Source organism: Streptosporangium saharense (assembly GCF_014203715.1).
GTDB lineage: Bacteria > Actinomycetota > Actinomycetes > Streptosporangiales > Streptosporangiaceae > Streptosporangium > Streptosporangium saharense.
This window is the reverse complement of sequence record NZ_JACHJP010000001.1, coordinates 166,079-190,502: the sequence shown is the minus strand read 5'-3', so window position 1 is coordinate 190,502 and position 24,424 is coordinate 166,079. Positions and strand designations below refer to the sequence as shown.

Here is a 24,424-nt window from a genome sequence, read left to right as displayed (position 1 = left end):
TCCGACCGGTTCAGGTGCGCGGGGCGGTGAGCGAGGCCAGTTTGAGCGCCTCGGTGCCGAGCGCGTTCAGGGCGGGCCGTGCGGCGGCGGCGTGCATGATGCCCCGGCGCACCCCGGTCATCCGGTCGGCCGCCCCCTCGGCAACCTCGTCGAGACGGCGCTCGGCGAGCCGCTCGACGTGTGCGCCGAGCTCGTCGAGCACGTGGTCGAAGTCGTCGGCCCGCTTCAGTGGCCGGCCCGTCCTGACCGCCTCGGCGACGTCCTCAAGCCGGTCGGCGACCATGTCCAGGAGCGCGACCGTCGGCCCCGACTCCTCGACCGGCGCCGGTACGGCCAGCAGCGCCAGGGCGTTGTCCCGCACCCGTCTGGCGGCCGTCACGGCGTCCCTGAGCCGCTGCGGGGCGCTTCCCCCCGGCTCCTTGTCCAGCCGGTCGAGGGAGTCGGCGAGCAGGTGCGCCGCCTCCGAGGCCTTGGAGACCCGCTCCAGGACCTTCTTGGAGTCCCTGTCGACCAGGGCGCGCACCAGCGCCGCGTGCCGTTCGAGGGTGTCCACGATCCTGCCGGTCAGGCTGGCCCGGTGCCCCCTGGGCCACAGCAGCCGCGCGAAGACCAGCGCCAGCGCCCCACCGGCGGCCGTGAGCGTCACCCTGGCCGCCGCCGCTCCCCAGTCCAGCGGCAGCGTGAAGTCCGACAGCATCAGCGAAAGAGGCGTGGCGAACATCGTCCAGTAGCCGTAGCTGACGCCCCTGAACGCGAACCCCAGCAGCGCGCAGAGCCCGATGAACACGATCAGGTAGGTGTGGCCGGGCGCGATCGCGAGCACGACGGCCGCCCCCGCCGCCCCGACCGCGGTGCCGATCCCCCGCAGCGTCACCCGGTCGACCGTGTCACGGTAGGCGGGACGGAGGCTGACCAGCACGGTCACCACGAACCACTTGGCGTAGTGCTCGTGGGTCAGCAGCATCAGCGCCATCGCCAGCGTCACCGCGAGGCCGAGCCGTACCGGATGGTGGCCGGTGGAGAAGACCGGGCGGCGCGGGCGGGTGAACCTGGGCAGGCGCGGGCCGACCTCGACCGCCTCCTCCGCCTGCTGGGAGATCGACCGCACCGCCGTGCCGATCCGGTCGAGGCAGCGGCGGATCTGCCCGAGCAGTACGGCCACCGGCAGCGGCGTCCTCCTGGCGTGGGCGGCCCTGCGGACCTCCTCGTTCAGGTCGGCGAAGCGTCCGACGGCGTCCATAGCCTCGGGCACCGTGACCGGGCCACCTCGGGTGACCGCCCCCCGCAGCGCGTGGGCCAGCGCCTCGGTCGTCTCGTCGAGCACCCCGACCCACTCGCCCTCCGGATCCTCCTGTACGGCGGCCACCCGCAGCACCCGGAGCGCGATGGTCTCGCGGAAGATCCGGTCCATGGTGGTCAGCAGCCGTTCGAGGGCCCTGTCGTCCTCCTGCGAGACCCGGTAGAGGGAGAAGGCCCGGGAGGCGTCGTCGTGGGTCGTCACGGCCTCGCGCCGCAGCGACTCCCAGCTCTCGTCGGACAGCGGGGCGCGTCCCGCCGCGACCAGGAGATCCGCCAGCGCCGTACCGGCCTCCTCGAAGGCCGTGCGCAGCGGCTGGAGGCGGCGCACCGGCCACAGCACCAGGACCAGCGCCGTGATCAGCAGGCCACCCGCCACGGTGATCGCCATCCGGGCGGGCAGACTCATCCCCATCGGGGCGAAGTAGGTCAGGGTCACCGCGAGCACGGCCGGAGTGTTGATCACCGGCCAGACCGCCCCGGCCGCGGCGACCAGGCCGATCACGACGGCGGCGAGCCACGGCCACGGCTGGATCAGCTGCCCGAGCCCCACCCCGAGCGTGGCCATCAGCGCGGTGAGCAGCAGCTTCCTGGCCCGCGCGCCGTACGGCAGGCCGGGGGCGTCGCCGAAGACGGTGAGATAACCGCCCAGGGCCGCCGCCGCGCCCTCCCGGACGTGACCGGAGAGGACCCCGGCGACCAGCGGCAGGCAGATGGCCAGGGCGCACAGCAGGCCGTACCCCCACGCGGGACGCGCGGCCAGCGCGAAGTCACCGCGTAGCGCCCCGGCGATCCTGCGCATGCCACCCCGTGTTTCCTACTGCTCCTTCGGGCTCCAGCGCGCGACGGCACGCCCGGAGTCGAGGCCGGACCACTCGTCGTCGGTCTCGATGACCGCGAACGCGCCGGGCGGGAAGCCCTCGTCGTCTCTCGTGGTGAGGAGCTGGACCAGCTCGTGGACACCGGGGTTGTGCCCGACCAGGACCAGCGTGCGGGCCTCGGGGTCGCCGCGCCGCAGGAGGGCGAGCAGCTCGTCGGCGTAGGCCTCGTAGATCTCGGACTCGTAGACGACGTCCGCGCCCGGCAGCGCCAGCTCGGCGGTCTGCCTGGTCCGCACGGACGGCGAGCAGAGCACCAGGTCGGGCTGGACGCCCAGGTCCGTGAGGGTCCGCGCGACCCGGTCGGCGTCGCGGCGCCCGCGATCGGTGAGGGGCCGCTCCCGGTCGGCGAGACCGGGGACGTGCGCCGCCTTCGCGTGCCTGAGGACGACCAGCGTCCGCGTCCCGCTCACCTCGACGCCCACGTCGCCAGGCCGACGATCGCCGCGAAGACCACGACCATCGCCAACAGGATGATCACGAGCGTTCTGCCTCCTGAGGGCTGCTGTTCCATACGGGTCAGTCTTCCACCGAGGGGTCCCCTTGACGGCAAAGGGGTGCACGGTGACCGTGCACCCCTTCACACCGGTTCGGCCGTCAGCTTCCGACCGGCTCCCTCGTGCGGTCCACGTGGTTCTCCTCGGTCGGAGAAATGCTCGCCGACCTGCGCTTGGAGACCACGACGGCGCCGACCACGATGACCACCGCGACCAGGGCGATCCCGGTCCGCAGCGCGACGTTGTCGGCGTAGATCACGACGGCCGGGGCGATCAGCAGCGCCACCAGGTTCATCACCTTGAGCAGCGGGTTGATCGCCGGTCCCGCGGTGTCCTTGAACGGGTCTCCGACGGTGTCGCCGATGATCGTCGCCTCGTGGGCGTCCGACCCCTTGCCCCCGTGGTGACCGTCCTCGACCAGCTTCTTCGCGTTGTCCCAGGCGCCGCCCGAGTTGGCCAGGAACACCGCCATCAGCGTGCCGCAGGCGATGGCACCGGCGAGGAAGGCGCCCAGCGACGGGTAGCCGAGGGCGAAACCGACGGCGATCGGCGTGAGTACGGCCAGCAGACCCGGCGTGGCCAGCTCCCGCAGCGAGTCACGGGTGCAGATGTCCACGACCCTGCCGTAGTCGGGCAGCTCGGTGCCCGCCATGATGCCCGGCTTGGTGCGGAACTGCTCGCGGACCTCGAAGACCACCCGGCCCGCCGCCCTGCCGACCGCCATGATCGCCAGGCCGGAGAACATGAACACCACCGCCGCGCCGACGACCAGGCCGACGAGCACGTTCGGCGAGTCGACGCTCAGGTTGAACGTGGCGAACGACCCGAGCGCGTCCTTCACCCCCTGCGACGCCGAGGCGAGCTGGGTCTCGATCGCGGTTCTGAACGCGCCGAACAGGGCTGTCGCGGCGAGTACGGCGGTCGCGATCGCGATGCCCTTGGTGATGGCCTTGGTGGTGTTGCCGACCGCGTCGAGCGAGGTGAGCACCCTGGCGCCCTCTCCCTCGACGTCGCCGGACATCTCGGCGATGCCCTGGGCGTTGTCGGAGACCGGGCCGAAGGTGTCCATCGACACGATCACGCCGACCGTGGTCAGCAGACCGGTTCCGGCGAGCGCGACCGCGAACAGGGCGATCGTGACGTTGCCGAAGCCGAGCAGGAACGCCCCGTAGACGGCGGCACCGATGACCAGCGCCGAGTAGACCGCCGACTCCAGGCCGACGCTGATGCCGGACAGGATGACGGTCGCCGGACCGGTGCGGGCGCTCTCGCCGATGTCCCTGACCGGACGCCGGTTGGTCTCGGTGAAGTAGCCGGTGAGGATCTGGATGGCACTGGCCAGCACCAGACCGATGAGCACCGCGCCGATGGCGATCAGCCGGGGGTCGCTGGTGATCGCGGCGATCTGCGGGTCGACCCCGCTCAGCGCAGAGAAGCTGCTGGGCAGGTACAGGTAGGCCGCGACGGCGACCAGGATCGCGGAGATGGCCGCGGAGATGAAGAATCCCCTGTTGATCGCCGCCATCCCGTTGCGGTCACCCTTGCGCGGGGCGGTGGTGAAGATGCCGATGATGGCGGTGAGCACACCGATCATGGGCACGACCAGCGGGAAGACCAGGCCCTCGGTGCCGAAGGCCACCTTTCCGAGGATGAGGCTGGCCACCAGCATGACCGCGTAGGACTCGAACAGGTCGGCGGCCATACCGGCGCAGTCGCCGACGTTGTCGCCCACGTTGTCGGCGATGGTCGCGGCGTTGCGCGGGTCGTCCTCGGGGATGCCCTGCTCGACCTTGCCGACCAGGTCGGCGCCGACGTCGGCGGCCTTGGTGAAGATGCCGCCGCCGACCCTCATGAACATGGCCAGCAGCGCGGCGCCGAAGCCGAAGCCCTCAAGCACGGCGGGGGCCTCGCCACCGTAGACGATCACGACGATGGCGGCGCCGAGCAGGCCGAGGCCGACGGTGATCATGCCGGCCACGCCGCCGGTGCGGAAGGCGATCCGCATGGCGACCTTCTCGCCGGACTCACGGGCGGCCGCGGCGACCCGGACATTGCCCCGGACCGCGAGCCACATGCCGACGAAGCCGGTAAGCGCGGAGAAGACCGCGCCCACCACGAAGAAAACGGAGCGGCCGACGGCCACCCCGGTCGAGTCGGCGGGAAGCAGGTAGAGCAGGAAGGGTATGAGAACCACGAACAACGCCAGGGTTCTGAACTGCCGCGTCAGATACGCGGAAGCTCCTTCCTGTACGGCTCGCGCGATGTCCCGCATGCGCTCGGTGCCTTGGCTGGCAGCGAGCACCTCCCGGACCAGCACGGCCGCCACGGCGAGTGCTATCAGGGCCACAATGGCCACAGCGATCACGATGTTGAAGTGAGAACCGCTCAGGGAAACCGCTGGCTCACTGGCAGCGGCGAGATCGAGCACAGACATCCGACTCTCCTCGGCAAGACGGGAACACGTCCTGCCCGGACTGCGCCGCGGTAGGTGATCGGCAGTGGAAGGCGGCGCGCATCCGGGGTGGTTGGCAGTGCCGCTTCCGGTTGCGTCCGCAGACCTCCCGCGGAACCCAGCCCGCCTGCGGGCCGTTTCCGAAGGACAAACCTTGGCCGGTGCGGGGAGTCTACGCAGCGAGGACGCCGATATGAAGCCTCCGCGCGTGGCCATTTGATGACAGGGTCAGTAATCCTTCCCGACTCCCCCGGTTAACGGGAGGTTCAAACTGGGACAGGAGGTACCTTCACCAGCCTTCATGCACGTTTCGGTCTGTACGTGTCAAAAATTATGTTTGCCCCAAACAGACAACCGGGCGCGTCCTGGAGGACGCGCCCGGTCGCCGGGGTCTTCTCACGCTGTCAGATCAGGTTGTGGGGCTGCTCGCCGGTCCCGTGCCCGGATCACCTCGGGTCACGGTGCCACGGACGGTCAGACCGCGGACAGGCCGTTGGCCGTCGCGGGCCAGCTCATGCGGATGCGCATGCCCTTCTGGCTCGGATAGACCTGGACGTCGTCGGCCAGCCCCACGATTACCGCGATGCCGAAACCGGACATCAGGGTGTCGGGAAGCTGCACGAGCGGGTCCTCGAAACGTAACGAGGCCTGCTCCTGCTCCAGCTCGTCGCTCGGGGCCGAATCCGTGACCGTGACCTCGAACCGTCCCAGATCATCACGCAGCTCGATGCGGATCGGCTCTCCCGGACAATGGAGACGATGTGCCTCGACGGCCCGGGAACACGCCTCACCGACTGCGAGCCGTACCTCGTCCAGCAGCGACTCCTCCACCCCGGTGCGCCTGGCGATCGCCGTGGCGACCAGACGTGCCGTGCGCACGTGGGCTGGAAGGGCGCTGAACGTCAGCTCGACGGTAGCCATGATTACTTGTCTGAGCCGTGAGCTTCCTTGGCCTCCTCAACCGAGGCGTAGATCCCGAAGACCTTGGTCAGTCCGGTGATCCGGAAGATCTTCAGGATGCGCTCCTGGGTGCAGACCAACTCCAGTGAGCCGTCGTGCGCCCGAACGCGCTTGAGCCCGCCGACCAGGACACCAAGGCCCGTCGAGTCGAGGAAGTCGACCTTCTCCATATTCACGAGAAGGTGGAAGTTTCCCTTGTTGACCAGGTCGATCAGGAGCTCACGCAATCTGGGCGCGGTGTAGACGTCAATCTCACCCTCGACCTCAACGATGGTGAGACGGTCCTCGGAATGGTGGTCCAACTTCAGATCCACAGATCCTCCAGCGCCTTGCCTGCGAAAGTACCGATTCAGGCGTGACTCCTGGGACCGGGTGGCCCCCAGACGACAAGCCCCGACGCGCGGCATTCAACCATGCGTACGCTCAGTGTCTATACGAAATCACGATTCCCGGCGACTCTGCCCACAGATGCCAGACTGGAAACCAGTGACTCCGACCTCATCCTCCTCCCTCGGAGCGGGTTCCGCGCTCGACACCCTGCTCCGTGTTTCCGCACGTCATGATCGCGTGACGCACGTCGAACACGTTCCCGCACGTCAGAGCGCCCAGGTCGAGTGGCCGGACTGGGTGGAGGAACGTCTGGTTACGCGCTGGGCGAACCAAGGGATCCCCGGCCTCTGGCCGCATCAGGCCGAAACCGCCGAGCTGGTACGGCGCGGCCAAAACGTGATCATCGCCACTGGCACCGCCTCGGGCAAGTCCCTGGCCTACCTCGTCCCCGCCCTGACGTCCGTGCTGGACGGCGGCACGATCCTGTATCTGACGCCGACGAAGGCCCTGGCCGCCGACCAACTCCGCGCGCTGCGCGATCTCGACCTTCCCGAACTGCGCGCGGCCGCCTACGACGGTGACACCCCCTACGAGGAACGGCTGTGGGTCCGCAAGCACGCCAACTACGTCCTGACGAACCCCGACATGCTCCACCGCTCGCTGCTGCCCCGGCACGCCCAGTGGGCGGCCTTCTGGCGGCGGCTGAGGATGGTCGTGGTCGACGAGTGCCACGGCTATCGCGGGGTGTTCGGCTCGCACGTCGCGCAGATCCTGCGGCGCCTGCGCCGGGTGTGCGCGCGCCACGGCTCCCGTCCGGTCTTCCTACTCTCCTCGGCGACCGCCAGTGAGCCCGGGGCCTTCGCGGAGCGTCTGACGGGCCTCCAGGCGGCCGAGGTGACCGTGGACGGCTCTCCCCGGGGCGCGACCACCTTCGCCCTCTGGGAGCCGCCCCTGACCGAGCTGCGCGGCGAGCGCGGTGCCCCGCTGCGGCGCCCGGCCACCTTGGAGAGCGCCGACCTCCTCGCGGACCTGGTCGCCGCCGACGTCCGCACCCTCGCCTTCGTCCGCTCCCGCCGGGCGGCCGAGTCCGTCGCCCTGACCGCCAGGGCCAGGCTCCAGGACCTCGTGTTCGGCGCCGGGGCCCCGGCGGACCTGCCCGACAAGGTGTCCGCCTACCGTGCCGGATACCTCGCCGAGGACCGCCGCTCGCTGGAGAAGGCGTTCCGGTCTGGAGAGCTCGCCGGGCTCGCGACGACCAACGCGCTGGAGCTCGGCGTCGACGTGTCCGGCCTGGACGCCGTGCTCATCGCGGGCTGGCCGGGGACGAGGGCCTCGCTGTGGCAGCAGGCGGGCCGGGCGGGACGCGCCGGCCGGGACGCGCTGGCCGTACTGATCGCCAGGGACGACCCGCTGGACACCTATCTCGTCCACCACCCCGAGGCCCTCTTCGGCCGCCCGGTCGAGGCGATCGTGCTCGACCCGGGCAACCCCTACGTGCTCGGCCCCCACCTGTGCGCCGCCGCCGCCGAGATCCCGCTGACCCGGGACGATCTGGAGATCTTCGGGGAGGGCACCAAGGAGGTGCTCGCCGACCTCGTCGCGGACGGCCTGCTCAGGGAGCGGGCGACGGGCTGGTTCTGGACCCTCAGGGAACGGGCGACCGATCTCGCCGACATCAGGGGGGCGGGCGGGCCCGCCGTACAGGTCGTCGAGGCCTCGACGGGACGGCTCCTCGGCACCGTGGACGAGGCCTCTGCGCACACCGCCGTGCACACCGGCGCCGTCTACGTGCACCGGGGAGAGACGTTCCTGGTCGAGGAGCTGGACCTCGACGCGGGGGTCGCCCTCGTCGAGGAGGGCAGCCCCGACTACACGACCTTCGCCAGGGACGTCACCGACATCTCCGTCCTGGAGTCGCTCCACTCCCACCCCCTCGGCCCCGGGGAACTGCACTTCGGCTCGGTCGAGGTGACCCGCCAGGTCGTCTCCTATCTCAAGCGCCGCGTCCAGAGCGGTGAGTCGCTCGGGGACGAACCCCTTGAGCTTCCCGCGCGCACCCTGCGCACCCGGGCGGTCTGGTGGACCCTGCCCGCCTCCGCGACCACCTCCCTGGCGCAGGAGGGCCTGGACCTGGGCGGGGCTGCGCACGCGGCCGAACACGCCTCCATCGGGCTCCTGCCGCTCTTCGCGACCTGTGACCGCTGGGACATCGGCGGCGTCTCGACCGAACTGCACCCCGACACCGGCCTGCTCACGGTCTTCGTCTACGACGGCCACGAGGGGGGCGCGGGCTTCGCCGAACGCGGCTACGCCCGTGCCGTCGACTGGCTCACGGCTACCAGGGAGGCCATCCTCGCGTGCGAGTGCGAGCGGGGCTGCCCTTCGTGCATCCAGTCCCCCAAGTGCGGCAACGGCAACGAACCCCTCGACAAGGCCGGAGCCCTACGCCTTCTCGCCGTCCTGCTCTCTCCTGGTTCTGCTCTTGAGGGGTCGGCTTGAGGGCTTGGGGTTAGGGATGGCGGCGTGAAGTGTTAGAGGGCTGAGGCGCTCTCTTCGGGCATCCGATATTCCGGAGAGTTCATTCCACGTATTCCGGAGAACCCTTTCCGCTCCTGGGGAACCCGCCCGGCGCCGTCCCTACGACGCACCTCTTTATGGAGGCCACGGTGACCGAGTATCCGCCTGGCGTTTGCCGCCTGCCGGTCTCCTTTCTGTCGTGAGTCTTTGCTTGTGAAGCTCTGTGGACATGGTGATCTTGGGATCGTGTCCCTGGTGGTGGGCGCCTTGGCCTGACAGGTGGAGATCTCAGCTTGGAGGCTGAGGCTCGATCCGGAAGGTTGAGGTCTGGCTCGGCAGGCGCGGGCTTTGGGTCTGGAGCTGGAAGGTTGGGACTTCGGACTGAAGGGGCCTTAAGAGCTTGAGACAAGGGCGAAGATCAGGGAAGGCGAGGGAAGAAGGTCAATACGCGCCCGACAAAAAACCGCCTCCATAAATACCATTTCCGACATATCCGTTTTTTCACATCAATCGTCTCTCCGGGGACTCTCCCGTCGAACTCCGCGCCCCACGGAGTTCCCCAAGCACCGAGGAACTTGGCCACGATCCGCATGCCGTACGGCTCGGCGGCCCATGCGCGTCAGAGGTTCCGACCGGCACGCGGAAGACCGCCATATAGAGGTGGAATCCCAAACGACCGCCCCACCGGAAAGCGGGGTCCACCAGGTTCGCCGCCAGAACACGTCAGGACAACCGTCAGAACATCGTCAGAACAGCTGCGACCGGTCGTCCTCGTGTGAGCGGCTCTCCTCGGCACCGGCCGTGTCGGGCAGGCCGGCCGCCGCGCTCAGTTGGGCGAAGGTGTAGTCGGCGCCTCCCGGGATGTCTCGAAGCAGACTGCCCAGCAGCAGGGCGGCTCCCACCGCGTCCCACAGTGCCCGGTGCGGGACGCTGCCGGTCAGCTCACTCACCTCCTCGGTGAGCTCGTAGTGATCCAACAGTGCCGTCAGCCCGAGGCGCCGGTTGTGAGGGTGAACGAGCCGGGCGAGCTTGAGCGTGTCGATCAGCCTGGCCACATGGATGCCCGGACAGCGCAACTCCAACAGCCGTGCGTCGACACGCACGTTGTGGCCGACGACAACGGCGCCGTCCAGACGGGTCGCCAACTCCGGCTGGACGTGTTCCAGCGGTGGGGCGAGTCCGAGCAGGTCGTTGGTCAGTCCGGGCGAGATCCACCGGTGGGGCGGAATGTAGCGACCTGGGTTCACCACGGAGTGGTAGGCATCCGAAAGGGCGGGGCACCCGCCGTCCAGTGGGACGACGGCCACCTCCAGGACCGCCTCACGTTCCCTGTCCTGGCCGCCTGTGCCCTCCATGTCGAAGGCCACCAGGCGGGGCACGGCGGTCCACGGCTGATCGTGCATGGTCTCTCTCCCCGGTTCGGGTCAGTCGTCGTGGCGAACCGTGGTGTGGGGAGCTTCTTACCGACAACTCATCACTCCGGCCGCGATATGGGGTTGGTGTTCAGCGGCAGCCCCCAAGGGGGAGGCAGGCGATCCGCGCAGTCGTTTCGCCTTCTGCCAGGTGAATCGGAGAGGAGGGGCCGGAGGGGAGGTTTCACTGTTCGTTGGTGTAGCCGATGTCCTGCCTGTCTGGCCAGGGCACCGGGCGTCACATATCAGGATCAGACCGCCATGGCATACGCAATCATTCGACACCGCACTGGTCTTCTCATCGCTGACCAGCCGTTCGGCACGGTCACCCTGGGTCACCCCGGGTCGGCTCCCTGAAGCCTCGCGCCCACCGTGATCGGCTGGGCGCCGCCTGTGGCGTCGGCTCACCCGCGATGACGTTCCGCCAATCTCGTGCTCGCCGTAAGCCCCGGGAGGGTCGTATCGCCCACAACACCGTCACGGGCTCCTTCCCTCACGACGCGCATGCCTGACTGATCCTCACCACGACGAAGATCCAGGAAACAGACCCTAGCGTGAAGGGGCGGGCACGTCTCGGCAGGTCACCGGGAAATTCGCGCCGTCCGGTCGGCCGCCCAACGGGCGATGACCGCTCCCCTCAGGATCTCCATCGCGGGCATGTCGCTCGGCGACCACCACCTCTGACCGGCGTGCGCAGCCATCCGGTCGTCGGGACCTGGAATCCGTCGCCGGACCGCGCGACGACCGGCCCTCAGCCACAGCCGGTTTCCTCAAGGGGAAGACCCTCTCGGGGGTGGACCCCTCACCGCTTCGTCGGCCTCTCCTTCGGGGCCTCCGGGGACGGTGAGCTGAACGGGACCGGCCCTGGCGGCGGCCGTGACCGTCTGCGGTCCCAGTGCGGGCAGGTGGAACCGTACGGTCACTTGAACATCGGCGATCCCGTGATCGTTGATGGAGCACCGGGTGAGTCTCGTGCCGTTGTCCTCGGCCAGCGAGGCCGCCAGGGAGCACCCGCGTCCTGGGTCGGCGAAGGCCAGGCGGGCGGCGGCGAGGGCGCTCAGGTCCGCGGCGCTCATGGCGCGATGCCGGGCGACCCTGACCGTTCCGGCGAACATGATCGCGACCATCACCATGAGGATCAGCGTCATGAGCCCGGCCATCCAGATCGTCATCGCTCCCCGGTCTCCTCCCCGCCGACTTCCCGGCGCCCTGGCCTTCCCACCTGCCCGACTGTCTCCTCGTCCCTCGCGGCTGTTTGTCTCTACGGCTCTGCCTGTCGTAACTACTGCCGCTTCATCGTTCTTCGTCTCTTTTCTCTTCTGTCGTCCGTCCGGTCCGCGGCGCCCCATGTCCGTCTCCCGTCTCCCCTTCGTGCTTCCTGGAGGCTTGGTCGCCTTCTTTGGGACCTGGAGTCCCTGGTCAGGCCGCTCCCACGCCGTCTGTGTGGCCTCTATGCACGGTTCTGCCGCTGTTTCCTGGCTCTCGGTCTTCTCTCACTCCGGTGTGCCGCCTGGTTGCTCCGCGCCCGGTTCGGTGGCGGAGACGGCGGTCGCGTGGACGGTGATGCCGGGCAGCGACGCGCCCCAGCCGGGAGTGACGGTCACGGACACCTCCACCCGAGTGGTCTCCGAACCTCGGGTCACCGTCACCCGCGCCCCCGCTGGAGCCGCGGCCAGGACACCGCTTCGCACGCGCTCCAGGGACTCGCCTCGCGATGCGGCCCTGGCGCCCGCCCTGGCCGCGTCCACGCACTCAAGTCGCGCTCCGGCCACCATCACCGCCCACAGTGCGGCCGCCAGGACCACGACCAGCGCGGGAAGCGCGACCGCGGTCTCCGCGGTCACCGACCCTCTCGACCCGCGGAAGGAGACGGCAGACCTCATGGAGCTCACCCGGCCACGTTGAGGGCCCGTTTGACCAGGTTGGTGAGCATCTGCCGGACCTCGGGGCTTGTCACCACCTTGAAAAGGAGCATCGCGAAGGCACAGGCGGCGATCGTGCCGACGGCGTATTCGGCGGTGGACATGCCCCGGTCACGACCGGGAACCGTGGTCAGACGCGCCCAGCGGTCGCGGAGCCACCGCAGTGGCTCGGGACGGTCACGACCAGCGGGCGATGAGGGCATCGTCGGGGACATCGTTTCCTCCTGGGGGTTGTCGGGATCGTCGCCGGATGGGCTCCCGGCGCCGGTCAGGCCAGCTTTCTCGATGACGACCGGGTTCCGAGGGCCTGAACGGCGTTCTGTGGATAACTCGGGGGCACGGGCACGCCCTGTGGACAAACGCCGGACGGCTCAGGGAAACAGCACGTCACCGGCGAGGCCGGCCACGACGGGAACGATGCCCAGGCAGACGAAGGCGGGGAGAAAGCAGAGCCCCAGTGGGGCGACGGCCAGCACGCCGACCCGTCGAGCGGCAGCGGAGGCGAAGGCACAGGCCTCCTGGCGTGCGTCGTCGGCCAGTCTGGTGAGGATGTCGGCCACGGGCGCGCCGCTGAGCGCGGCACGGCTCATCGTCCGTGCCAGCGGGGCCAATGGACCTTCGGACGACAGAGCCTGCCAGGCCTCCTCGGGAGCGGCTCCCAGCCTCAACTGCCCGCCCACCCACGCCAACCGGTCGCCGAGTGGCCCGCCGACCGCCTTGGCCGTCACATCGACGGCACCGGCGATCGGCTGTCCGGCGCGCAGGCAGGCGACCATGAGATCGGCGGCGAGCGGAAGGTCCTTCGCCAGGCGGTCACGCTCCTGACGAAGCCAGGACGGCTCCCGCCTCCGCACGGCCTCCAGCGCGACCACGAACCCGATCACACCGACGACGAACCCGGCAGCGCCCCCGACGGTGAGGAACGCTGTCAGGCCGACGGCCGCGCAGAGAAGCACCTCTCCCCGCGCCGGTTGCCGTCTCCGCCCGGAGGGCGGCTCGGGGTGCCCTCGGATCGAAGACGGCGTCCAGACCTGTTTCACGGCGGGCGAACCCTGTATGACGGGCCGCGACGAACAGGAGGGCGGCGAAGGGGCTGAAGGCGTCTGTACGGCCCGCAGGGCTCGGTGGACCCGGTCAGCGGGACCACCGGGTGACGTCCACAGCCATCCGGCCGTTCCGGCGAGGGCGACGGCCAGCATGGTGATCATTTGTTCCACTCCTCACGGTCGCCATGGCCGCCTGACGAAAGCGGCTTTGTGGATCACGGGTAGCTCCGGGCGGCGAATGGTCCGCCGTAGGGATCGGAGATCAGGAGGGTTGGGCGCGGGCGACGAGTCGGTTCGTCCACCACAGACCGCAGCCTTCGAGGGCGAGACCGGCGACGAGGCACCCCACACCGGCGGGACCGCCGAACAGGAAACCCAGGGGATCCATGCCGAGGCCGGTGGCCATCAGCAGGCCGAGCACGGGCAGGAAGGCCAGCAGCCGGGCGGTGGCACGGGGACCGGCGAGCTGGGCGGTGAGGTCCTGACGGTGGGTCCGCGCCTGCCCGAGGGAGTCGGCGACGCGGTCCACCAGGACGGACAGGGCCGCTCCGGTCGTCGTGCTCACCCGCCAGCAGGCCGCCAGGGCGTGGAAGGCCTCCCCACCTCTCTCCGGGGCCACGGCCAGCAGGGCGGAAGGGATGTCACCGCCGTCTCGCGCGACCGCGACCAGGGGACGCGTCGCCGTCGGATCGGGGAAGTCGGTGGCTGACGCGGCGCGGGCCAGCGCCTCCCCGGCCGTCCGTCCAGCGGTCAGCTCGGCGGCGAGACCCCGGCACAGCTCGATCGACGCGATCCGCCAGGCCTGAGCGCGTCTCGACGGCAGAGAGGCCACGACGCGCCCGAGCGACGGCCACGGTCGGTGTGGGAGAAGAGGTGGATGCCGGTGATCACGCGCTGCCCGGTGCAGGCGGGCGGTCGCCTGGTCGGCGCCGGTCCACAGCCAGGTCGCCAGGGCGGCCAGAAGCACGGCCATCACCGTCATGACAGCACTCTCGCGACGGTTCGCCCGGCGATCGGTGAGGGGGTGGGTGGCGGACCGGCTCGATCGCTCTCACGAACCTGACGCACCGCGTATCCCGTGCGGCCTGTGCGCCCTGCGATCTCGGGAAGCTCCTCGTACGGCGGGCGGTCCACCTCTGGCGGTGGGGTTCCGCCTCGTGGCAGGGCTCGGATCGGTGAGTAGGCCACGCCGGGGGCACGGGACGTGAGGGCGGGGAGCCCCGGGCCTGTGATCACCCGGCCGTCGGGAGAGAAGGTGAGTGCGGGCTCGGCCTCGACCAGGCCGGAGGGGCGACGGGTCATCACGCAGATCTCGGCGACCCTGCGGCGCCCGTCGGCGTGGTCTCGGACGAGGTGGATGACGACGTCCAGCGCGGCGGCGATCTGGCTGTGGACTGCCTCCCTGCTGAGACCCGCCGCACAGGCCAGGGCCTCAAGGCGGGGTGGGACGTCCACCGCGGTGTTGGCGTGCAGCGTGCCGCATCCGCCCTCGTGGCCGGTGTTGAGGGCGTTGAGGAGATCGACCACCTCCGCGCCGCGAACCTCGCCGACGACCAGGCGGTCGGGGCGCATGCGCAGGGCCTGACGCACGAGGTCGCGCAGGCACACGCCGCCTGCCCCTTCGAGGTTGGCGGGACGGGTCTCCAGCCGCACGACGTGCGGATGGAGTGGTCGTAGCTCGGCCGAGTCCTCGACCAGCATCAGGCGTTCTCCAGGATCGGCCAGGGACAGCAATGCCGACAGCAGAGTGGTCTTTCCCGTGCCCGTCCCGCCCGCGACGAGGAAGGCGAGCCTTGAACGGACCAGCGCGTCGAGCACGGGCACGGTTTCCGCCCTGATGGTGCCCGCCCTGACCAGGTCGGGCATGGTGAACGTACGGCGTGGCGGAAGCCGCAGGGACAGGCAGGTCCCGCCCGTGGCGACGGGCGGCAGGACGGCGTGCAGCCGTACGCCTCCGGTGAGACGGGCGTCGACGAAGGGGCAGGCGTCGTCGAGACGTCTGCCCGCAGACGCCGCCAGCCGCTGGGCGAGCCGCCGGAGCGTCTCCTCGTCGGGGAAGGTGACGGACGTGCGGCGCAGGCCCCGGCCGTCGTCGACCCACACCTCCTCCGGGCCGTTCACGAGCACGTCGGTCACGTCGGGCTCGGCCAGCAGCGGCTCCAGGGGCCCGGCACCGATCAGGTCGGCGCACAGAGCGCGGGTCACCGCCAGGATCTCCGCGTCGCCGAGCACCGCGCGTTCAGCCCTTAGGGCGGCCGCGACGTGCGCGGCGCTCGGCTCGGCCCCGGCGCGGGCCAGTCGCACCCGGACGGCCTCGACCACCTCGGGTGAGACCGTGCTCTCCCGGCTCATCGCCCGGTCCCGGGCAGCGCGTTCAGGAACGACGCGCAGAAACGGCCCAGAGGGGACCGCCCGCCGAGCGAGGGCGGATCTCCCCGGTTGAGGGCGGCGGTGAGCTTGGGCTGGTCGGGAAGGCCACCGGCGCACGGCAGACGGAGCGAGGAGGTGACGACGTCGTCGTCCAGGACGCCGCCCCGCACGACGGCCCGGATCTCGGCGGTGTGCTCGCGCAGCCGGGCCAGCACCTGCGCGGCGGCCAGCACGCCGCGCACGTCGGCGGTGACGACCAGCAGGGTTGTCGCCGCCCTGCCGAGGGCCTGCGCGGCGGCGTGGCAGATCAACCACAACCAGGTCGAAACCGCGCTTGCCCGCTTCGAGGACCGAGCGCATCGCCTCGGCGGGGATGGCCTCGACCTCTTCCCGTCCGAAGGAGAGCAGGGTGAGGTCCGCGAATGTGGGAAGCGCGGCTTGAAGGGCGGCGGCGCCGATCCTGCCCTCCCGGGCGACCAGGTCTGACCAGCGGGCTCCTTCAGCCTCCTCCTGGCCGAGCAGCAGGTCGAGGCCGCCACCAAGCGGGTCGGCGTCAACGAGGAGGGTGCGCAGCCGTCGCCGGGAGGCGGTCAGCGCCAGGGAAACTGCCAGGACACTGGCCCCCGCTCCGCCGCGTCCACCGGTCACGCAGACCACGGGCCCGGCCCTGGACACCGGCTCGACGGCGTCGGCGAACTCCTCGACCAGCCGCCGCTCGGCCGAGGGCAGCTCCAGGACGGTCTGGGCTCCGACGGCGACGCACCTGCGCCACGTGTCGGGATCGCCGGGCGCGCGGGTGACCAGCAGGACGCGGTCTCTGGGCGGTGGCCCGGTCGCCGCCAGCGCGTCGGCCATGTCGCCGCCAACAACAACGAGCGGGGCACGGCTCCAGTACGGCCTGGCGTGGGTGGGCGCGTGGGCGACGTCGAGCTCGGCCCCCGCAGCGGCGGCGACCCGGAGAAGGTCGTCGAGCAGATCGTGGTCCTCGGTGATGACCAGCGGACGGTCCAATGATGCCTCCCTGAGACGCGGGAAGCCCACTTTCGGCGAAGAGCCCTCCCCCCGGCGGCACCGAACGCCGTTCTGTGGAAAACCCGAGGAGGCTGGTTCAGCCTGTGGATAACTTCTCAGAAGAGGGTCTCGGAGATCACCCGGAGCATCACGGCCTTCGTCCGCGACCGATGCGAGGGGACGATCTCTCTACGAGAAGCACTGCCCGACAGGCGACCTGGAAGTCCGCCAACGAGCGGCCAAGGCAAAAGCGAACGAAACGCCTGATTGGAAAGCGGGCGGGTGGCTCGGACAGAGCACGGACACAGGCCAACCGGCAGCCGCGGCGGGGGCGAACGGAGCGTCCGATTGAAGGGGCCTCCGACAGCGCCTGCGGACAGAACGCCAACGAGCAGGGCAATTGGATCCTCTGGCGAGATGCCCCGGAAGGCGTGGATGCCTGGCGGTTGGAACGCGGCGGGGAGCGAACCCGGGTATTCGGGCGCCGCCGAGGGAGCCACCAGCCGCCGAGGGAGCCCCGGACAGGGCGCGGGAACACCAACGAACGCGGGCAGTCGAAGTGTCCGACGATGGGAACGCATGCCGTACATGGAGGAAAAGTGGCGACCCCCGCCGGGGGGGAGAGCGGGGGCCGCCAACCGGTCCGGCTCTGGGGGGGTAGAGCCGGCCCTGTTTCAGAAGAAAGCCTCAAGGGTTGACCAGGGCACGGCAAGGACATTGCATGCCCCCGCGTGCGCGGTCGCTCCAGTTTGTGGAGATACCACCTCATGCTGCCCGATCGAGTTGAGTTTCGTCGAGGAGCAATCTGCAGTTTCCGCTAGTTTTTTTCAATGTAACGATCTCGTATAGCCATAGGGCCCAATCAGGCACGTCCCTAATAGGCCCGTTTTCGGTAACGCAGAGTGACCAACATCGGCCGCACCAATGATCACCCAACACATGAGATGCGGCATATGTGCGCTTTGTCCATAAATGTCCCATGTTCCGTAAAGGACCCGCCGCAAGGGGTTCCCATCGGCCCGGATCCGACGTACAAAGGGTGCACGGACCACTTGTCCGGGCACGACCGCCGGGTACCCACGTGCCGCCGAGCCGCGGGAGGCATGTCGAGGACGGGTTTTTCGACCCGTTCCGACGACAGACAGGTGCACGCTTGGTAACCCGGTGGCGTCGTGTTAGCGACGGCGTCCCATCACCAGGGGCGCCGTCCGCTGTGTCCGGAAAAGCCACAGCCCCGCGGTCAGCCGCGTTGCATGGCCTCGCAGATCGCCGTGGCCTCACGCGCCCCGAGCACGACCGCGTCCGCGCAGTGCCGTACCCACGTCGCCACCCCGTCCGGCGTCCCGCTCAGATAGGCGCGCAACCCTTGCGGATAGGCCGTCCCGAGTTCGAGATGACCGACCTCGACGGCCACCAGCGACTTGGGGTCCAGCCCGTGTTCGACCAGCGTGAGGCGTTCGGCGGCCCTGGCGACCACCCCGTCCGCGGACCCGAAGGGGCGCAGCACGGCCAGCTCCGCGTGGACCACGGCGGCCAGCACCAGGGCGGGGGCCGTGGTCGGGCGGGTCAGGAGGCCGACCAGGCCGTCAACCCTGGCCACGGTCTCCTCGGGGCCGGGAGCGGCGCCCAGGCCGAGCGGGTCGGGAGCCGTCACCGAGGACCGGGGACGGCCCAGGTCGTCACCGTGACCGGCGGCGGCGAGGGTGTGCAGCCTGGCCAGCACCTGGCGGGGGGCAGTACGCCAGGTCGCGCCGAGTCGTCCCAGCTCGGCGGACACCCGCAGGGAGCCCTGGACGACCGGATCGACGGTCTCGGGGACGGCTTCGAGCGGGATGTCGGCACCGTCGAGGGCGGCGGAGGCGCGGGCGCCGCGCAGTGCCGACCTGGCCGACACCTCCGGGCTCTTGCGCCGCAGCACACGGTGGCCGTAGAGCCGGTCAACGGCCTTGCGCGCCTCGGCGACGGCCTCCGGCACGCCCGGCATCTCCGCGATGACAGCCAATGGGTCGTTCACGCTCCCCGACCATAGCGGCCGGGTGCCGGGAGGTGGACACGCCCCGTCCTTACGGACGGCCCGTAAGTACCCGCCCTCCGGACGTGTCAGGCCCCCCAGCTAAAGGCCGCCGAATAGCGTCATCTACATTCTTACGATGACAAAAGAGCAACGTTTCCGCTGCGGTTGTTATCCGGTGTTAAGGCGCCTGTGAACCGTACGGACCGCTATCACCGATTGGTACAGACCAGTCTAGACCTCTTGTGGCGGGCACCTCTGGCCTGGTGAAGTGGGACACGAACAGTAGACGAGCAGTACGTATAAGGAGTGAGCAGTGGCCCCGGAGACCCCTGGTTCCGAGTCGCGTGAGACCCAGGAGACGCTGTCAAACCTGCTGAACGAGACCCGGCGGTTCGCCCCTCCTGCCGAGCTGGCCGCGTCCGCGAACGTGACCGCCGAGGCTTACGAGGAGGCCGCGCGCGACCGTCTCGCGTTCTGGGACAAGCAGGCCGACAGGTTGACCTGGTCCAAGCGCTGGGACACCACCCTTGAGTGGAACGCGCCCTTCGCCAAGTGGTTCGTCGGCGGGGAGCTGAACGTCGCCTACAACTGCGTGGACCGTCATGTCGAGGCGGGCCGCGGTGACAAGATCGCCTACCACTGGGAGGGCGAGCCCGAGGGCGACAGCCGTACGATCACCTATGCCGACCTGCAGCGGGAGGTCGCCAAGACGGCCAACGCCCTGCAGGAGCTGGGGGTCGGCAAGGGCGACCGGGTGGCCGTCTACCTGCCGATGATCCCCGAGCTGCCGATCACGATGCTCGCCTGCGCCCGCATCGGCGCGATCCACTCCGTGGTCTTCGGCGGCTTCTCCGCGACCGCCCTCAGCGGCCGCATCAAGGACGCCGACGCCAAGGTCGTGGTCACCGCCGACGGTGGTTACCGCCGTGGCGCGCCCAGCGCCCTCAAGCCGACCGTGGACGAGGCCGTCCAGGAGTGTCCCGGCATCGAGCACGTCCTGGTGGTACGGCGGACCGGCCAGGAGGTCGAGCAGACGGACAAGGACGTCTGGTGGCACGACCTCGTCGAGCGTCAGTCCGACACCCACGAGGCGCAGCCGCACGACGCCGAGCACCCGCTCTACATCCTCTACACCAGCGGCACGACCGGCAGGCCCAAGGGCATCCTGCACACCACCGGCGGCTATCTCACCCAGACGGCCTACACCCACAACGCGGTCTTCGACCTGAAGCCGGAGACCGACGTCTACTGGTGCACCGCCGACATCGGCTGGGTGACCGGCCACTCCTACATCGTGTACGGCCCGCTCGCCAACGGCGCGACCAGCGTCATCTACGAGGGCACCCCCGACACCCCGCACCGGGGCCGGTTCTGGGAGGTCGTGCAGAAGTACGGCGTCACGATCCTCTACACCGCGCCGACCGCGATCCGCACGTTCATGAAGTGGGGAGATGCCATCCCCGCCAAGTTCGACATGTCGTCCCTGCGCGTCCTGGGCAGCGTCGGTGAGCCGATCAACCCCGAGGCCTACGTCTGGTACCGCGAGCACATCGGCGGCAACCGCACCCCGGTCGTGGACACCTGGTGGCAGACCGAGACCGGCGCCATCATGATCAGCCCGCTGCCGGGTGTGACCAGCGCCAAGCCGGGCGCGGCCATGCGTCCGCTGCCGGGCATCACCGCAGACGTGGTGGACGACCAGGGCAACAGCGTGGGCAACGGCGGTGGCGGCTACCTGGCCATCCGTGACCCGTGGCCCTCGATGCTCCGCACGATCTGGGGCGACGACCAGCGCTACATCGACACCTACTGGTCGCGCTTCGAGGGCATGTACTTCGCGGGCGACGGCGCCAAGAGGGACGACGACGGCGACATCTGGCTCCTGGGCCGGGTCGACGACGTCATGCTCGTCTCCGGTCACAACATCTCGACCACCGAGGTCGAGTCCGCCCTGGTCTCGCACCCGAAGGTCGCCGAGGCCGCGGTCGTCGGCGCGACCGACCCGGTCACCGGCCAGGCGATCGTCTCGTTCGTGATCCTGCGCGGCAGCGTGGAGGAGAGCGAGGACATCGGGGCCGAGCTGCGCAACCACGTGGCCAAGACGCTGGGCCCGATCGCCAAGCCGCGTCAGATCCTGGTCGTGCCCGAGCTGCCGAAGACCCGTTCCGGCAAGATCATGCGGCGTCTGCTGCGTGACGTGGCGGAGAACCGCAGCATCGGCGACGTCACCACGCTGGCCGACAGCACGGTGATGAACCTCATCTCCGAGAAGCTGCCCAGCGCCAAGAGCGAGGACTGAGGACCACCTCGGGCGCCGCGGGCGGACACCCCGCCAGCAGCGCGGCGCGCGAACAAGCAGGAAAAAGATGATGGCTCCCGGTTCGCGCCCCTCGACGTCGCCGCCCACAAGGCACGGGCGACCGAGGGCGCGACCGATCGCCAAGAGTGATATGCGACACAAAGGCACTGTGAGTCCCTTTCGCCGGTCTTCTGTAGGCTGTCGATCAGGTGTGCCGGGAAGTCTGGTCGGCCAGGGAGGGAACCGGCCCTGCCTGCACTCCCCGGAGGTCGCATGCGTCGCGTCGTCGAGGTCTGGCCGTTCAGGCCGACCATCCACCACTCCCGCAGGCTCGCCGAGGCGCTGAGGGCGGAGACGGTCGGCGGCGTCGTCATGCTGGCCGCCACGGTCGTCGCGCTGGTCTGGGCCAACGTGTCCACCGACTCCTACGAGGCGCTGCGTGCCACGACGTTCGGCCCCGCCTCCCTCCACCTGGATCTCGATCTTCGCGAATGGGCTCAGAACGGCCTGCTCACGATCTTCTTCTTCGTGGCCGGTGTCGAGGTCAAGGAGGAGTTCGTCCACGGCGAGCTGTCTAACCTCCGCAAGGCCGCGCTGCCCATCCTGGCGTCGATCGCCGGAATGGTCGTCCCTGTCCTGGTCTATCTGGCGGTGAGCTGGGGGGCTCCCGGGGCAGGCCGGGGCTGGGCCGTACCCACCGCGACCGACATCGCCTTCGCGCTCGCGGTGCTCGCCGTGACGGCGGGCGCGATGCCCGCGGCGCTACGGGCCTTCCTGCTGACCTGCGCCGTCGTCGACGACCTCGGCGCGATCAGCGTGATCGCCGTCTTCTTCACCGACCACCTCAACCTCCTCGCCCTGACCGCGGGAGCCGCTCTCATCGCCCTGTACGGCCTGCTCCAGGCAAGGCGGGTCCGCGGGCCATGGATCTACCTCCCGATCGCCCTGCTGGCCTGGTATCTCGTGGAGCTCAGCGGTGTTCACGCGACCGTGGCCGGGGTAGCCCTCGGTCTGATGACCCGCGTCCGCAACGACCCCGGCGAGGAGAACTCCCCCGCCGAACTGGCCACCCACCGCCTGCGTCCCCTGTCCGCCGGGTTCGTCGTGCCCGTTTTCGCCTTCCTGTCGGCCGGGGTCGCGCTCGACACGGGATCGCTGAGCACGATGTTCAGCGACCGGGTGGTGCTCGGCGTGGTCGCGGGGCTGGTCGTCGGCAAGTTCCTCGGCGTGTTCGGCGGGGCGTGGCTGGCCGTACGGCTCGGCCTGGCCAGACTGTCCGAGGAACTGCACTGGCGGGACATGGCGGCCGTCTCGACGCTGGCGGGGATCGGATTCACCGTTTCACTGCTCATCGGCGGCCTGGCATACGGGGACGATCCCGGACGGACGAACGCGGTGACCACGGGCGTGCTCGCGGCGAGCCTCGCCTCCTCGGTCCTGGCGGCGATCCTGCTCCGGGCGCGCGTGCGTAACCGCGCCGGCGCACAGGATGATGATGGACACCGGCGCTCGATAGGAGATCGTTCATGACACACAACCCAGCCGCGGAGCCACTGTCCGCGGAGCCGCAGGAGGAGTCGCTCGGCGCACTCGTCGCCAACGCGACCGACCACATCTCCACCCTGGTACGCGCCGAGATCGAACTGGCCAAGGCCGAACTGCGGTTCGACGCGAAACGGGTGGGCACGGCCGCGGGGCTCTTCGGCGCCGCCGCGTTCATGGCCCACCTGTGCCTGATCCTGGCCTCGTTCGCCATCGCCTACGGCCTGGTCGCCCTGGGCGTGTGGACCTGGCTCGCCTTCACCATCGTGACGGTGTTCTACCTGGTGGTCGCGGGCCTGCTGGTCCTGTTCGGAGTGCGCAAGCTCAAGGGTCTGGCCGGGATGCGGCGGACCATGCGCTCGCTCAAGAACCTCAAGAGCGGCGAGTCGGAGTCCGGCCTCGCCACGGTCGGCGCCTCGCAGAGCGCGGGCCAGGTCGGCTCCCACCGCGAACCGGTGAGTCCGGACCGGTGAGCGAGCCGGACGAGTCCCTGGTCAGGATCGAGGGCCCGTGGACCCATCGCTCGGTCCACGCGGGGGGCACCCGCTTCCACGTGGTCGAAGCCGGTGAGGGCCCGCTCGTCCTGTTGCTGCACGGCTTTCCCCAGTTCTGGTGGACCTGGCGCCACCAGCTCGTCTCCCTGCCCGCCGCCGGTTACCGCGCCGTCGCCGTCGATCTGCGGGGGTACGGTGCCAGCGACAAACCGCCGCGCGGCTACGACCTGCCGACCCTCGCCGGTGACGCGGCCGGGCTGATCAGGGCGCTGGGCGAGAGCGGCGCGATCGTCGTCGGCCACGACTGGGGAGGGCTGCTCGCCTGGACCATGGCCGTCCGGGACCCGAAGGCGGTCCTGCGGCTGGTCCCGGTCTCGGCCCCGCACCCCCTCAGGCTCCGCTCCGCCCTGCTGACCGGCTCGGTCGGCCAGATCAGGGCGAGCGCCTACGCGCTGGGCTTCCAGTTGCCCTTCCTTCCCGAGTGGCGGCTCACCGCGAAGGACGGCGCGATGGTCGGGCGGATGCTCGACGACTGGTCGGGGCCCGACTGGCCGGAGGAGGAGGTCGCGCGGACCTACCGCGAGGTGTTCCGCATCCCGACCGTCGCGCACTGCGCGCTGGAGTATCACCGGTGGTTCGCCCGCTCCCAGCTCCGTCCCGACGGCCTGCGCTACGCCAGGATGATGCGCGGCGAGATCCACGCGCCCACGCTCCAGGTCCACGGCTCCCTCGACCCGCACACCCTGCCCCGCACCGCCCAGGGATCGAGCCGCCACGTGACCGGGTCGTACCGCTGGCGGCTGATCGAGGGGGCCGGGCACTTCCCCCACGAGGAGCGGCCCGAGGAGTTCGACACCGAGCTCCTGTCCTGGCTCGCCGACGCGGAGCCCGACCGATGACGGACCACCCGTTCCCCAGGGACCGCGACCCCGAGGGCAGACCACGCAACCGCCGCCCCAGGGACGCCTTCGGCCGCCCCCTGCCCCACGGCGAACAGGGCGTGGACCGCATCCCCGACGACTACGCCCCGACCGCCGAGGAGGCGCTCACCGAGGCCCGCAGGCTGCTCGGCGAGGGCAAACCCTTCCACGCGCACGAGGTGCTCGAAGGCCGCTGGAAGAACTCCCCGGAGGAGGAACGCGAGCTGTGGCAGGGCCTGGCGCAGATCTGCGTCGGGCTCACCCACCTCCAACGAGGCAACCCCCGCGGCGCCACCACCCTGCTCACCCGCGGCGCCACCAGAATCACCCCGTACGGCCCGCACTACGAATCCCTGGCCCAAGCCGCCCACTCCCTCGCCACCACCCCACCCCCACCCCCCCAAACCGCCATAACCACCATCAGAGACCTCCTCTGATGCCGTGCGTGAAGGGTTTGGGGTACC

The 24,424-nt window shown here is 70.0% G+C and carries 19 protein-coding genes and 2 pseudogenes; 6 read left to right on the top strand and 15 right to left on the bottom strand.

Annotation, left to right across the window (positions count from 1 at the left end; translation table 11 throughout):
* Positions 1-10: 10 nt before the first annotated feature.
* From FHS44_RS00880 to FHS44_RS00860, 5 genes are all read right to left on the bottom strand, one after another.
* Positions 11-2,098, bottom strand: coding sequence for an FUSC family protein (locus FHS44_RS00880; protein ID WP_184711925.1), 2,088 nt, complete (start codon positions 2,096-2,098; stop codon positions 11-13).
* A 15-nt stretch (positions 2,099-2,113) separates the two neighbouring features.
* Positions 2,114-2,599 carry a SixA phosphatase family protein gene (locus FHS44_RS00875; RefSeq protein ID WP_184711924.1) on the bottom strand — a complete coding sequence of 162 codons (486 nt, stop codon included), beginning with the start codon at positions 2,597-2,599 and terminating at the stop codon, positions 2,114-2,116.
* A 172-nt stretch (positions 2,600-2,771) separates the two neighbouring features.
* Positions 2,772-5,105, bottom strand: coding sequence for a sodium-translocating pyrophosphatase (locus FHS44_RS00870; protein ID WP_184711923.1), 2,334 nt, complete (start codon positions 5,103-5,105; stop codon positions 2,772-2,774).
* Between the two features lie 492 nt (positions 5,106-5,597).
* Positions 5,598-6,044, bottom strand: coding sequence for an ATP-binding protein (locus FHS44_RS00865; protein WP_184711922.1), 447 nt, complete (start codon positions 6,042-6,044; stop codon positions 5,598-5,600).
* A 2-nt stretch (positions 6,045-6,046) separates the two neighbouring features.
* Positions 6,047-6,397, bottom strand: coding sequence for an STAS domain-containing protein (locus tag FHS44_RS00860; RefSeq protein ID WP_184711921.1), 351 nt, complete (start codon positions 6,395-6,397; stop codon positions 6,047-6,049).
* A 154-nt stretch (positions 6,398-6,551) separates the two neighbouring features.
* Here FHS44_RS00860 and sftH point away from each other — a divergent pair, with 154 nt between their 5' ends.
* Positions 6,552-8,912, top strand: a complete 2,361-nt coding sequence (sftH, locus tag FHS44_RS00855; RefSeq protein WP_184711920.1) for a DNA 3'-5' helicase SftH — start codon at positions 6,552-6,554, stop codon at positions 8,910-8,912.
* Positions 8,913-9,676: 764 nt separating this feature from the next.
* Here sftH and FHS44_RS00850 read toward each other — a convergent pair.
* The 10 genes and pseudogenes from FHS44_RS00850 to FHS44_RS00810 form a co-directional block, all read right to left on the bottom strand.
* Positions 9,677-10,333, bottom strand: a complete 657-nt coding sequence (locus FHS44_RS00850; protein WP_184711919.1) for a 3'-5' exonuclease — start codon at positions 10,331-10,333, stop codon at positions 9,677-9,679.
* 779 nt (positions 10,334-11,112) lie between these two features.
* Entirely contained in the window at positions 11,113-11,514 is a 402-nt protein-coding gene (locus tag FHS44_RS00845) for an Rv3654c family TadE-like protein (RefSeq protein ID WP_184711918.1), read from the bottom strand.
* A gap of 321 nt (positions 11,515-11,835) precedes the next feature.
* Positions 11,836-12,225, bottom strand: a complete 390-nt coding sequence (locus FHS44_RS00840) for a TadE family type IV pilus minor pilin (RefSeq protein ID WP_184711917.1) — start codon at positions 12,223-12,225, stop codon at positions 11,836-11,838.
* A gap of 5 nt (positions 12,226-12,230) precedes the next feature.
* Positions 12,231-12,479: a DUF4244 domain-containing protein gene (locus FHS44_RS41575; protein WP_312863490.1), complete on the bottom strand. Its 249-nt coding sequence runs from the start codon at positions 12,477-12,479 to the stop codon at positions 12,231-12,233.
* A 156-nt stretch (positions 12,480-12,635) separates the two neighbouring features.
* Positions 12,636-13,220, bottom strand: coding sequence for a type II secretion system F family protein (locus FHS44_RS00830; RefSeq protein ID WP_312863489.1), 585 nt, complete (start codon positions 13,218-13,220; stop codon positions 12,636-12,638).
* Positions 13,221-13,572: 352 nt separating this feature from the next.
* On the bottom strand, positions 13,573-14,292 hold the full coding sequence (locus FHS44_RS00825) for a type II secretion system F family protein (RefSeq protein ID WP_184711916.1): 720 nt from the start codon (positions 14,290-14,292) through the stop codon (positions 13,573-13,575).
* A pseudogene (locus tag FHS44_RS00820) lies at positions 14,289-15,569 on the bottom strand (TadA family conjugal transfer-associated ATPase); the annotation flags it as partial. The pseudogene FHS44_RS00820 and the gene FHS44_RS00825, both read right to left, overlap by 4 nt.
* Positions 15,570-15,658: 89 nt before the next feature.
* Positions 15,659-15,991 (bottom strand): CpaE-like family protein, encoded by a 333-nt coding sequence (locus tag FHS44_RS40530; protein ID WP_246435381.1) that lies wholly within the window; start codon positions 15,989-15,991, stop codon positions 15,659-15,661.
* Positions 15,992-16,031: 40 nt separating this feature from the next.
* Positions 16,032-16,721: pseudogene (gene ssd, locus FHS44_RS40525) on the bottom strand (septum site-determining protein Ssd); the annotation flags it as partial.
* Between the two features lie 1,210 nt (positions 16,722-17,931).
* Positions 17,932-18,705, bottom strand: coding sequence for a Fic family protein (locus FHS44_RS00810; protein WP_312863488.1), 774 nt, complete (start codon positions 18,703-18,705; stop codon positions 17,932-17,934).
* Positions 18,706-19,018: 313 nt separating this feature from the next.
* Here FHS44_RS00810 and acs point away from each other — a divergent pair, with 313 nt between their 5' ends.
* The 5 genes from acs (at position 19,019) to FHS44_RS00785 (ending at position 24,397) form a co-directional block, all read left to right on the top strand.
* On the top strand, positions 19,019-21,004 hold the full coding sequence (gene acs / locus FHS44_RS00805) for an acetate--CoA ligase (RefSeq protein ID WP_184711915.1): 1,986 nt from the start codon (positions 19,019-19,021) through the stop codon (positions 21,002-21,004).
* A 273-nt stretch (positions 21,005-21,277) separates the two neighbouring features.
* Positions 21,278-22,534 (top strand): Na+/H+ antiporter NhaA, encoded by a 1,257-nt coding sequence (nhaA, locus tag FHS44_RS00800; RefSeq protein WP_184711914.1) that lies wholly within the window; start codon positions 21,278-21,280, stop codon positions 22,532-22,534.
* Positions 22,531-23,019, top strand: a complete 489-nt coding sequence (locus FHS44_RS00795; protein ID WP_184711913.1) for a phage holin family protein — start codon at positions 22,531-22,533, stop codon at positions 23,017-23,019. The genes nhaA and FHS44_RS00795 overlap by 4 nt, the downstream gene beginning before the upstream one ends.
* On the top strand, positions 23,016-23,939 hold the full coding sequence (locus FHS44_RS00790) for an alpha/beta fold hydrolase (protein ID WP_184711912.1): 924 nt from the start codon (positions 23,016-23,018) through the stop codon (positions 23,937-23,939). The genes FHS44_RS00795 and FHS44_RS00790 overlap by 4 nt, the downstream gene beginning before the upstream one ends.
* Positions 23,936-24,397 (top strand): DUF309 domain-containing protein, encoded by a 462-nt coding sequence (locus FHS44_RS00785; protein WP_184711911.1) that lies wholly within the window; start codon positions 23,936-23,938, stop codon positions 24,395-24,397. The genes FHS44_RS00790 and FHS44_RS00785 overlap by 4 nt, the downstream gene beginning before the upstream one ends.
* Positions 24,398-24,424 lie beyond the last annotated feature (27 nt).

What these genes read in the sequence shown, in the direction of transcription:
- FHS44_RS41575 (WP_312863490.1), bottom strand. Translation starts at nt 12,479, where the DNA reads ATGTCCCCGACGATGCCCTCATCGCCCGCTGGTCGTGACCGTCCCGAG.
- nhaA (WP_184711914.1), top strand. Translation starts at nt 21,278, where the DNA reads ATGCGTCGCGTCGTCGAGGTCTGGCCGTTCAGGCCGACCATCCACCAC.
- FHS44_RS00785 (WP_184711911.1), top strand. Translation starts at nt 23,936, where the DNA reads ATGACGGACCACCCGTTCCCCAGGGACCGCGACCCCGAGGGCAGACCA.
- FHS44_RS00880 (WP_184711925.1), bottom strand. Translation starts at nt 2,098, where the DNA reads ATGCGCAGGATCGCCGGGGCGCTACGCGGTGACTTCGCGCTGGCCGCG.
- FHS44_RS00865 (WP_184711922.1), bottom strand. Translation starts at nt 6,044, where the DNA reads ATGGCTACCGTCGAGCTGACGTTCAGCGCCCTTCCAGCCCACGTGCGC.
- FHS44_RS00850 (WP_184711919.1), bottom strand. Translation starts at nt 10,333, where the DNA reads ATGCACGATCAGCCGTGGACCGCCGTGCCCCGCCTGGTGGCCTTCGAC.
- FHS44_RS00870 (WP_184711923.1), bottom strand. Translation starts at nt 5,105, where the DNA reads ATGTCTGTGCTCGATCTCGCCGCTGCCAGTGAGCCAGCGGTTTCCCTG.
- FHS44_RS00845 (WP_184711918.1), bottom strand. Translation starts at nt 11,514, where the DNA reads ATGACGATCTGGATGGCCGGGCTCATGACGCTGATCCTCATGGTGATG.
- sftH (WP_184711920.1), top strand. Translation starts at nt 6,552, where the DNA reads ATGCCAGACTGGAAACCAGTGACTCCGACCTCATCCTCCTCCCTCGGA.
- FHS44_RS00840 (WP_184711917.1), bottom strand. Translation starts at nt 12,225, where the DNA reads ATGAGGTCTGCCGTCTCCTTCCGCGGGTCGAGAGGGTCGGTGACCGCG.
- FHS44_RS00795 (WP_184711913.1), top strand. Translation starts at nt 22,531, where the DNA reads ATGACACACAACCCAGCCGCGGAGCCACTGTCCGCGGAGCCGCAGGAG.
- FHS44_RS00825 (WP_184711916.1), bottom strand. Translation starts at nt 14,292, where the DNA reads ATGACGGTGATGGCCGTGCTTCTGGCCGCCCTGGCGACCTGGCTGTGG.